Below are 9,693 nucleotides of genomic sequence, written 5' to 3' on the forward strand. Positions count from 1 at the left end.
TTGGCGTCACACCTTGCTCATGCAAGACCAGATCGCCCAGTTCCAGCAGCGCGACCGCCGGCAGCGGCCCTGGATCTGGCTCTAGCGTTCGCCTCAGCAGCTGGGCAGCGCCGCGAGCACCTGTGCAACCGACCGGATGCGTCCGATCCGCGGAAACGTGAACTTCACGGTCGCTGCATGCGCCTCGGCTGAAGAACTTGCCATGGCGTCCTCAACGAAGACCTGGTCGTAGCCGCGCTCGAAGGCATCGCGGGCGGTCGACTCCACGCCCACGTTGGTAGAGATGCCGGCAAGCACGATGGTCTTGACGCCCCGTCTGCGCAACTGAAGGTCGAGTTCGGTGCCATAGAAGGCGCCCCACTGTCGCTTGGTGATGAGCAGGTCCGACTCGACTTGCCCGAGTTCCGACACGATCGTGGCCCAGTTGTCGGCACGCGCAGCGGCAGGTGCGGCCGGCGTGTCGGTCACGGGCTTGAGCGCATCCTTGCCGTCCGAAAGGTTGGCAACCCGCACCAGTGCCACGACGGCGCCTGCGGTGCGGAAAGCACTGGCCAGACTGGCTGCGCCTGCAACCACGTCGGGGCTGGGCCACGGGGCGACCTTCATGCCCACAATGCCGTATTGCAGGTCGATGAGCACCAGGGCCGTCGTTGCGGGATCGATCGAGAACTCATTTGACATTCATCACTCCAGGTTCGGATTCGGGTTCAGCGCTCAGTGGACACCGAGCGGCGGCAGTGGGGCGTTGCGGTCAGGGCGTCGCATAGCGCCGCTCCAGCTCTTGAACTTCCTGCATGTTCATGATCGAAGGAATACCTTGCGAGAAAGGAAGAATGATGTCGCTCAATCCGCGTACGCTGCCGTCGATGCGAATGCGTTCGAGGGCCGTCTGCATGCCCCGCATCGCCGCGCGCACGACGGTACCCGGCAGGCTTAAGCGTGCCACGCCCAGGGTCTGGATCTCTGCGAACGTGAGATCGAAGCGCGTCTTGCCGCCCTCCACGATGTTGATGGCAACCGGTCCACCGATGCGCTTGACCACTTCGATGATTTCCTCGCGCGTGCGCACGCCCTCGACCAACACCATGGTTGCACCGACTTCCAGGAACGCGTTGCACCGGCGAACCACCTCATCCATGCCAGCGACGCCCAAAGCGTCCGTGCGCGCATTGATCACGAAATCGGGATCGGTACGCGCGTCGCAAGCTGCCCGGATCTTGACCACCGCCTCATCGAAGGACACGATCTGCTTGCCATCCAGATGACCGCAGCGCTTGGGTGACACCTGGTCTTCAAGGTTGATGCCGGCCGCTCCGGCCTTCTCGAAGGCCCGCACGGTGTAGTAGGTGTTAACAGCGTTGCCAAAGCCCGTATCGCCGTCGGCCATCACGGGAATCGCAACACTCTGCGCGATATGCGCGGATGCGGTGAGCATGTCGTTCATCGAGAGGATGCCGTAGTCCGGCCGTCCCAGAAACGACGCCGAGATGCCAGCGCCCGTGCATTGAATCGCGTGGAAGCCAGCACGCTCCACGAGACGCGCGCTGATGGGGTCGTAGGCGCCGGGCATGATGAGCAGCTCCGGGGCCAGGATCAATTCTTTCAGGCGGGTTGTGACTTTCATCGAATGTCCAATCAGGGAAAAAGATGGATGGAGACGCCCGCACAGGACGGGAACGCGCGTTGATCCCAGCGCGTGGCGGTCATGCGACTGCGCCGGCGCCAGGCATTTCTTTGAGCACGAGGCGCCCGCCGAGGATGTCAGCCAAACGCGATGGCGGCTCCAGATCGGCGCCCAGGCTGCAGGCCATCCGGTACGTCATGCGGGCGCTTTCGAGCACCGGTGTCATGACCGGTGTCTGGCGCGCGAGATGGGCGCAGATGCCCAGGTCCTTCTCGCATGTGCGCATCACGGCATGACGCGGATGGTAATCGGCAATCAATTTCGGCGCCAGTTCCTCCAGCTTGCGGCTGGCAGCCCAGCTGCCCTGCATCATCTCCAGCAGCAGCGCCAGATCGATCTCCAGATGCCTGGCGATAGCGAAAACCTCGGACAGCACCGCGTGCGTGGTCATGACGACAGCGTTGTTCATCGCCTTCATGGCTTGCGCATTGCCCAGGGCACCGGCTTGGATCACCTTCTCGGACACGCACTCGACAATCGGCAGCGCTCTGACGACAGCGTCCGCTTCTCCCCCGATCAGGATATGCAGCGTTCCATTCCAGGCCTCCAATGCGCCGCGCAACATTGGCGCATCCACGAACTGCACGCCGCGCGCATTGGCCCGTGCTCCCTGCGCAATGGCCATGTCCGGTTCGCTGGAACTGGTCTCGATGATCAGACTGCCGGCGCGTGCGGTTGCCACCAGGCCGTTGGGCCCATCCAGCACCTGGCGCACGGTCGCCAGAGTGGGAAGGCAGGTGATGATCACGTCGCAACGCGCCACGAGCTCTGCGACATCGCCAGCGACCGCGGCGCCGAGCTCACCGACCTCGCGCCGCGTCTGGGCGCTCACGTCGTAGGCCAACACCGAGCGGCCATGGCGCAGAAGATTGCGACACAGGCCCCGGCCCATATTGCCGCATCCGATTAGCCCGATGTCAGCCATCACTCAACCCTCACGGCAAACTTCTGGAGCAGCGGAGTCCAGACGGCCAGGTCCTTGCGGATGAATTCCGAGAACGCTTCGGGTGTGCTTCCTTCGATGAGCATGCCTTCGTTCTCCAGCTTGGCGACGACCTCCGGATTGCGTATGGCAGACACGACTGCGGCGTTCAGCTTGGCGATCACCGGCGCAGGCGTGCCGGCAGGGGCGAAAAGTCCATTCCATCCTCCCATGACCATCTTCGGATATCCGGACTCCGCAAACGTCGGAACGCCCGGAAGAAGCGGTGATCGCTTCTCGGCCGTAATACCGATGGCGCGCAGTCTGCCATTCTTGTGGGGTTCGATCGAGGACGTGATGACATCCACGAACATGGAGACCTGGCCACCCATCACGTCCATCTGCGCAGGCCCCGCGCCCTTGTACGGGACATCGACCATGTCGATCTTCGCTTCGTCTTCGAAGATCTCGCCAACCAGATGCGTCAGACCGCCGCGGCCCAACGTGGCATAGCTCAGCTTGCCCGGGTGCGCTTTGGCGTAGGCGACAAATTCGGTCACGTTCCTGGCCGGGACCTGCGGACTCACCACCATCACGAACGGCAGGCGCACCAACAGACTGATCGGAGCGAATTCGGTGATGCGGTACTGCGGCTTATTCCAGATCACCTCGTGCTGGGTGATATTGGGCGTGTGCAGCAAGATGGTGTAGCCGTCCGCCGGCGCCTTCGCGACAAACTGCGCCGCGACCGAGCCGCCGGCACCTGGCTTGTTGTCCACGATGACAGTCTGACCGAGCTTTTCGCGCATGATCGGCGCCAGACGTCGCGCAATCTCGTCCATCTGGCCGCCTGGGGCATAGGGCACCACCAACCTGATCACTCGGTTGGGAAAGCCATCCTGTGCATGGCCAGTTGCGCATAAGCCCAGCAACGCCGTCGCGCCCAGACGCACCGCGTTCTTCAACAGTTTCATGGATGTCTCCTTTGCTTGTCGGACGGACCTTCAGGCTCCCGCAGGTGGACGCGAAGCCTGTATCTTGGTGAGCCGGTAGTCGCCGGCCAGCGTTTCATGGATGTCCCCTTTGCTTGTCGGACGGACCTTCATGCGCCCGCAGGCGGACGCGAAGCCCGTATCTTGGCGAGCCGGTAGTCGCCGGCCAGCACGGGCGCGTGCAGTACCGGTCGGCCTTCCCCGCGGCAACTGGCCAGGCACTCGATCAGCACGTCCTCCCGCGGATTGGCGAAGAACGCCATCGACATGCGCCGCGCCGATGGACCCGCGCCCGCGGGGGGATTGGCAACCCTATGAAGGGTCGACACCCAGACATCATTGGTCCAGGTCATCAACATGTCCCCCACGTTGATGACGAACGCATCCGGCGGGGTGGGCACGTCGATCCAGCGGCCGGAGCGCGTCTGCACCTGCAGCCCGCCGGGCACATCGTCACCCAGTAGGATGGTGAAGGCGCCGTAGTCCGTGTGCGCGCCTGCTCTGAGCTGCCCGGGCACAGGCGGCGTCGTCTGTGGCGGGTAATCGACGACTCGAAACGAGCTGTTGTGTCCCTTGAAGCGTTCCAAGAAATAATCGGGCGCCACGTCGAGCCCCAGGGCAAACAAGCGAAGCAGGCGATTTCCGAGATGATCGAGCGCCACGTAATAGTGCTCCAGAGCCTGACGGAATGCATCACGGCCGGCCGGCCAGACATTCGGTGCGTAGTACTCCGGCGAGTGGCCGCCAGGCCCGACAACCACGTCGATCGGGCCCATGCCGAAACTGTGCTTGAAGTCGGGTGGACTGTCGTTGCCTAGGGTACGGGCGAGTGCCGAGCCCCCGATCGGCAGGTAGCCGCGCACGGAGTTGGTCGAACCGTTAAGAATCTGCTTTTTCTGTTCGACCGGCAGATCGAAGAAGGCGCGCGACTCCTTGCGCGCACGCTCGACAACGGATGCAGGCACGCCGTGGTCCACGATCGTGAAAAAGCCGATCTCGCGCAGCGCGCGGTCTATCTTGGCCGCAATCTCGCCATCGCGTCCGTCGAGTGAAATGACCGGAACGGTCTCCATACAAGTCTCCTTCATGTCTTTTGGGCGCCTGAGAGCGCCCGACTCTTGGTCGAAGCCCTGGCAGGCGCCAGCGCAGCGTCCTCTTTCTCGGCGCCGCCATGCGATCCGAACACATGTGCAGAGGCATGGCCGATGTGGGCGCGCATCAGGGACTCGGCTAGGTCACCATCGCGCGCCCTGATGGCGCGCAGAATCTGCCAGTGTTCGACGTACGCCTGCTTCTTGCGCTCGGGAATCGACCCGGGAAGTCGCCTGTAAAGCCGCAGCAGGTGGTAGAGGTCACCACACAAGGCATCGATGATCCGGTTGTTCCCACAAGCGCGTACGACGCGCTCGTGAAAATCGAGCGACACGGGAACGACTTTGGCTGCATTGGTTACGGACGGCTGGGCTCCAGGGTTGTAGCGCTCCAAATCCTCGGTCAACAACTTGATCTCTGCATCGCTCATGCGTTCTGCCGCCAGCCGGCACGCAACACCCTCGAGCGCCAATCGCATCTCGAACAGTTCACGGGCGCCATCGGCCGTCAGACCCACGACACGCGCCCGGGTGTAGGGCTCCCGCGTGATGAGCTGAATGCCTTGCAGGCGGCGCACCGCCTCGCGTACCGGGCCGCGGCTGACGCCGAACTCGTTGGCGAGCAGCGCTTCGTTAACGATGCTCTCGGGCGGCATCTGCCCATCGTAGATGCGATCGACGAGAACGGAAAAAATCATGTCGGCCAATGGCAAGGCATCGGGTTCGACTGGCGGATCTGCCGCAGCAGAAGATTTGGGTGCCATCGTGTTTGGTATAAGGATCGAGCGAATACTCGATTGACGACGAGCGTCAATCGACCCAAAGAGTTGACAGTTTAATGGCTGTCGCCACGTTTGGCAATGCTGCGTCGAGAGTTTTCCCCCTTGCGATCGAGTCGACCCCTGCCACCGCACCGCGTTTCGACGAGGAAGTGTTGACACTGTGCTTATCCGGTTGCCTCCCAAAACCTCTACCGATAGTATGTTGGGCATCTGTGCCAACCCGGGGCAACCATGGTTATTGACGGGATTGACCGAGGCGATTTGCCGTTTCCGGGCTCGCTGCCGGAGTTTCAGCGGATGTTTCCAGACGAAGCGGCATGCATGGCCGACCTTGAGCGCGCGCGATGGAGCGATGGGTTCATTTGTGACCACTGTGGCTTGCTTGGTGAGCCGTACCGCTTTGCCAATCGCCCCGGCGTTTTCCGTTGTCGCCATTGCACAGGCGACACGAGCCTCACTGCTGGCACCGTCATGGACCGCACGCACACACCGCTGTCGGTTTGGTTCTGGGCGGCATAACTGGTCGCCAGTCAGACGCCTGGCGTGTCGGCCGTTCAGTTCCGGTGCCAACTCGGCCTGTCGCGTTACGAGACCGCCTTCCAGATACTCCACAAGTTGCGCACCGGCATGGTGCGCCCCGACTCTAGTAGGTTTGGGAGCTAACCGGATAAGCACGATTGATACTATGGACATCTTGAATTCAATCGACTTGAACTGTGCACTGGCGTCAACCGTTCTGGCGGGCCGGCGCTGCCGCTACGTCGCGATCGACGCTCTCTGCGCCCTGCTGGGAACGAGGACCGCCTCTGTGCCACATGTCGTGCGGGTCCTACTGGAGAACGTCGTGCGCACGGCAGTCACTACTCGCGGCGATGAACGCGAGGCGCTTCGAATGGCCAGGCGCCTTGCTTCGTGGCCCTCCCATGTCGGTCAAGACGCTCGCATCGACGTCGCACGCGTGCTGCTCCCGGATTCGAGTGGCCTGCCCGTACTGCAGGATCTCGCAGCGTTGCGCGACGCCATGGCCCGGTTGGGCCACGACCCGGAAGCAATCGATCTGCGCAAGCCTGTTGACCTGGTCGTCGACCATTCGGTCCAGGTCGACCACTGGGGACACAACGACGCACTGGTACTCAACATGCGCCGCGAAATCGAGCGCAATGATGAACGCTTTCGCTTCCTCAAATGGGCGCAGCAAGCGTTCGCCAATCTGCGTGTCCATCCGCCTGGCACAGGGATCATCCACCAGATCCACATCGAGCGCATTGCACAAGTCGTGCGGGCCGAGCCCGTGGGCGGCGAGGTCTGGGCCTACCCGGAATTCGTCGTGGGATGCGATTCGCACACGCCCATGGTCAATGCACTGGGAGTCCTCGGCTGGGGCGTCGGCGGCATCGAGGCAGAGGCGGCGCTGTTGGGCCACGGCTACGGGTTCGCCATCGCCGAGGTGGTCGGTGTCCGGCTGACCGGTGCAATCCCTGCCGGAAGCTTCACCACCGACGCCGCCTTGCTGATCACCCAAGTCCTGCGCCGCGCGCGTGTCGCCAACTGCATGGTGGAGTTCTTCGGCCCCGCAGTCGAACGGATGGCCGTGGCTGATCGGGCAACGATTGCCAACATGGCTCCGGAGTACGGTGCGACCTGTGGCTTCTTCGCGGTGGACCGCAAGACCATCGACTACCTCGAGGCCACGGGCCGCCACGTCACCCAGACGCGTCTGGTCGAAGCCTATTGCCGGACAAACGCCTTGTTCCAGAACTACGCGTCCGAGACACCCGAGTACTCGCGCGTCATCGAGATCGATCTGAGCTCCGTGCGCTTGAGCCTGTCTGGTCCTACCCAGCCACAGCACAGAATGGCGCTATCGACCGTGGCCGCGGATTTTCTGCAGAGACTGTCCACCCCGCTGTGTTCGGGCGGCTTCGATGCATCGCCGGCCGCGCCCGCGGCGAGCGCCCACTCCCTCGGACATGGCTCGCTCGCCATCGCCGCCATCACCTCGTGCACCAACACCTCGAATCCATCCTTGATGCTGGCCGCTGGACACGTCGCCCGTCGCGCCGTTGAACTGGGACTCAGGCCGCCACCGTGGGTCAAGACCACCCTGGCGCCCGGATCTCGCGCCGTGACCGACTATCTGGGCAGGGCAGGGCTGTTGACGCCGTTGGAGCGGCTCGGATTCCACGTGGTCGGCTACGGCTGCATGACCTGCAGCGGCAAGTCGGGTCCGCTGATCGATGAAGTGTCCGAAGCGGTTGGGTCGGCTGGCCTGGTCGTCGCGTCGGTGCTGTCCGGGAACCGCAATTTTGAAGCCCGAATCCATCGGCTGGTGCGTGCCAACTACCTTGGCGCACCGGCACTTGTGGTCGCTTATGCACTTGCGGGGCGCATCACCATCGATCTCGATCGAGAGGCCATCGGCCACGACCACGATGGCAAGCCCGTTTTCCTCCAGGACTTGCTGCCGAGCGCAGACGACCTCAACGCGCTGCTCGCATTCGCTGAGGATCCGGCCCTCTACAGAGATCACGGTGCGGGCCCAGCCCGCAACCTGGCATGGGAGTCCCTGACCGCGCCTACAGGTCCACGCTTTTCCTGGAGCCCGACATCGACCTACCTGGTCGAGCCGCCGTTCTTCAACGCCGCGTCCCGCCTCGACCATATGCTCCATCTCGCCTCGCGTCTGCGCAAGGCCAGAGTGCTTGCAGCATTTGGTGATTCATTGACGACCGACCACATCTCCCCCAGCGGAGAGATTCCTCTCGCCACCCCCGCAGGTCGCTACCTGTCGGCCCAGGGCGTGACGCAGAAGGACTTCAACAACTACGTCAGTCGTCGCAGCAACTACCACGTGATGGTGCGAGGCACCTTCTCCAACGTGCGATTGAAGAATCTCCTGCTGCCCGACGCGGAAGGGGGACTGACGCGCCACTTCCCCAGCGGTGAGATCGTGGACATCTTCGAGACAGCGATGCGCTACGCCCAGGAAGAGACTGCATGCATCGTGCTCGCAGGCGACGACTATGGTGTGGGCAGCAGCCGGGACTGGGCCGCCAAGGGCACGGCCCTGCTGGGAATCGATGCCGTCCTGGCGGGCTCATTCGAACGCATTCACCGCGCCAATCTCGTCGGGATGGGAGTTCTTCCCCTGCAATTCGACCGGCAGGGCTGGCGCGAGCTCGGTCTGCGCGGCGACGAGACGTTCGCATTCCACGGCATCGAGCGCGGCGTCTCGCATGGCGACCCGATCACCGTGACGGCGATGGCGCCTTCAGACAAGGTGACGACGTTTACCGTGCACGCGCAGATCACGACACAGGCGGAACGCCGACTGATGCGTGAAGGCGGAATCCTGCGCAGCGTCCTGAGCAAGTGGGCCTGACCGGTCAGCCAGCCGAGTTGGGCGATGGTGCCGACAACAGCGGTGCGCTCCTCGAATATCATATCGACGCATGCCGACGACCCGCAAAGAGCTCATCAAAAAAAGCGCGTCGCGCGCCGCCAATCTGGCCGACGGATTGATTGTTCGCATCCGTTCTGCGATCTACCAGGGCGTGTACGTGCCCGGGCAGCGGCCGACAACGAACAATAGTTGAGATCGCTGCACCAGATGCGGCTGCAGGTGCGCGCATCGATAGACCGCAGCTTTCGCGAGCACTCGGTGCGCGAGCATGAAGACGTCGCCCGCGCGCTGCTCGTCGCCGACCCGGATGGCGCCGAGACAGCCATGCGCGCCCATCTGCGCGGCGCACGCCAGCGTGTGTTGACGCTGACCGAACGCAGCGGCCGGCATCAACCAATCCGCGTACGCTGCCGTCGATGCGAATGCGTTCGAGGGCCGTCTGCATGCCCCGCATCGCCGCGCGTACGACGGTACCGGCAGGCTTAAGCGTGCCACGCGCAGGGTCTGGATCTCTGCGAACGTGAGATCGCGAAGCGCGTCTTGCCGCCCTCCACGATGTTGATGGCGACCGGTCCACCGATGCGCTTGACCACTTCGATGATCCTTGAAGACCAGGCGTCACCCAAGCGCTGCGGTCATCTGGATGGCAAGCAGATCGTGTCCTTCGAAGAGGCGGATCGGACGCATCCGGTCGGTTGCACAGGTGCTCGCGGCGCTGCCCAGCTGCTGAGGCGAACGCTAGAGCCAGATCCAGGGCCGCTGCCGGCGGTCGCGCTGCTGGAACTGGGCGATCTGGTCTTGCATGAGCAAGGTGACGCC

9 protein-coding genes and 2 pseudogenes are annotated in these 9,693 nt (G+C 63.4%); 5 read left to right on the top strand and 6 right to left on the bottom strand.

Annotated elements, in window-relative coordinates; genetic code table 11:
• Window positions 1-93: 93 nt before the first annotated feature.
• From AC1DQ3_RS35940 to AC1DQ3_RS35965, 6 genes are all read right to left on the bottom strand, one after another.
• The gene (locus tag AC1DQ3_RS35940; RefSeq protein WP_477124851.1) at window positions 94-681 is read right to left on the bottom strand and encodes a hydrolase; all 588 of its coding nucleotides are present in this window, start codon (window positions 679-681) and stop codon (window positions 94-96) included.
• Between the two features lie 70 nt (window positions 682-751).
• Window positions 752-1,624 carry an isocitrate lyase/PEP mutase family protein gene (locus AC1DQ3_RS35945; RefSeq protein ID WP_477124852.1) on the bottom strand — a complete coding sequence of 291 codons (873 nt, stop codon included), beginning with the start codon at window positions 1,622-1,624 and terminating at the stop codon, window positions 752-754.
• Between the two features lie 79 nt (window positions 1,625-1,703).
• The gene (locus AC1DQ3_RS35950) at window positions 1,704-2,609 is read right to left on the bottom strand and encodes an NAD(P)-dependent oxidoreductase (protein ID WP_477124853.1); all 906 of its coding nucleotides are present in this window, start codon (window positions 2,607-2,609) and stop codon (window positions 1,704-1,706) included.
• Window positions 2,609-3,580 carry a Bug family tripartite tricarboxylate transporter substrate binding protein gene (locus AC1DQ3_RS35955; protein WP_477124854.1) on the bottom strand — a complete coding sequence of 324 codons (972 nt, stop codon included), beginning with the start codon at window positions 3,578-3,580 and terminating at the stop codon, window positions 2,609-2,611. The genes AC1DQ3_RS35950 and AC1DQ3_RS35955 overlap by 1 nt, the downstream gene beginning before the upstream one ends.
• A gap of 128 nt (window positions 3,581-3,708) precedes the next feature.
• On the bottom strand, window positions 3,709-4,671 hold the full coding sequence (locus AC1DQ3_RS35960) for an isopenicillin N synthase family dioxygenase (RefSeq protein ID WP_477124855.1): 963 nt from the start codon (window positions 4,669-4,671) through the stop codon (window positions 3,709-3,711).
• A gap of 11 nt (window positions 4,672-4,682) precedes the next feature.
• Complete coding sequence (locus AC1DQ3_RS35965; RefSeq protein WP_477124859.1) at window positions 4,683-5,387, bottom strand: GntR family transcriptional regulator; 705 nt, start codon at window positions 5,385-5,387, stop codon at window positions 4,683-4,685.
• A 315-nt stretch (window positions 5,388-5,702) separates the two neighbouring features.
• Here AC1DQ3_RS35965 and AC1DQ3_RS35970 point away from each other — a divergent pair.
• The 5 genes and pseudogenes from AC1DQ3_RS35970 to AC1DQ3_RS35990 form a co-directional block, all read left to right on the top strand.
• Window positions 5,703-6,128 (top strand): annotated as a pseudogene (locus AC1DQ3_RS35970) (transposase); the annotation flags it as partial.
• A gap of 28 nt (window positions 6,129-6,156) precedes the next feature.
• Complete coding sequence (acnA, locus tag AC1DQ3_RS35975) at window positions 6,157-8,853, top strand: aconitate hydratase AcnA (RefSeq protein ID WP_477124856.1); 2,697 nt, start codon at window positions 6,157-6,159, stop codon at window positions 8,851-8,853.
• A gap of 70 nt (window positions 8,854-8,923) precedes the next feature.
• The gene (locus AC1DQ3_RS35980) at window positions 8,924-9,067 is read left to right on the top strand and encodes a hypothetical protein (protein ID WP_477124857.1); all 144 of its coding nucleotides are present in this window, start codon (window positions 8,924-8,926) and stop codon (window positions 9,065-9,067) included.
• Window positions 9,068-9,081: 14 nt separating this feature from the next.
• On the top strand, window positions 9,082-9,360 hold the full coding sequence (locus AC1DQ3_RS35985) for an FCD domain-containing protein (RefSeq protein ID WP_477124858.1): 279 nt from the start codon (window positions 9,082-9,084) through the stop codon (window positions 9,358-9,360).
• Window positions 9,361-9,471: 111 nt separating this feature from the next.
• Window positions 9,472-9,693: pseudogene (locus AC1DQ3_RS35990) on the top strand (hypothetical protein); the annotation flags it as partial.

The organism is Cupriavidus sp. 01T418, from assembly GCF_056398885.1.

What these genes read in the sequence shown, in the direction of transcription:
- AC1DQ3_RS35965 (WP_477124859.1), bottom strand. Translation starts at nt 5,387, where the DNA reads ATGATTTTTTCCGTTCTCGTCGATCGCATCTACGATGGGCAGATGCCG.
- acnA (WP_477124856.1), top strand. Translation starts at nt 6,157, where the DNA reads ATGGACATCTTGAATTCAATCGACTTGAACTGTGCACTGGCGTCAACC.
- AC1DQ3_RS35950 (WP_477124853.1), bottom strand. Translation starts at nt 2,609, where the DNA reads ATGGCTGACATCGGGCTAATCGGATGCGGCAATATGGGCCGGGGCCTG.
- AC1DQ3_RS35945 (WP_477124852.1), bottom strand. Translation starts at nt 1,624, where the DNA reads ATGAAAGTCACAACCCGCCTGAAAGAATTGATCCTGGCCCCGGAGCTG.
- AC1DQ3_RS35980 (WP_477124857.1), top strand. Translation starts at nt 8,924, where the DNA reads ATGCCGACGACCCGCAAAGAGCTCATCAAAAAAAGCGCGTCGCGCGCC.
- AC1DQ3_RS35960 (WP_477124855.1), bottom strand. Translation starts at nt 4,671, where the DNA reads ATGGAGACCGTTCCGGTCATTTCACTCGACGGACGCGATGGCGAGATT.
- AC1DQ3_RS35955 (WP_477124854.1), bottom strand. Translation starts at nt 3,580, where the DNA reads ATGAAACTGTTGAAGAACGCGGTGCGTCTGGGCGCGACGGCGTTGCTG.
- AC1DQ3_RS35985 (WP_477124858.1), top strand. Translation starts at nt 9,082, where the DNA reads ATGCGGCTGCAGGTGCGCGCATCGATAGACCGCAGCTTTCGCGAGCAC.
- AC1DQ3_RS35940 (WP_477124851.1), bottom strand. Translation starts at nt 681, where the DNA reads ATGTCAAATGAGTTCTCGATCGATCCCGCAACGACGGCCCTGGTGCTC.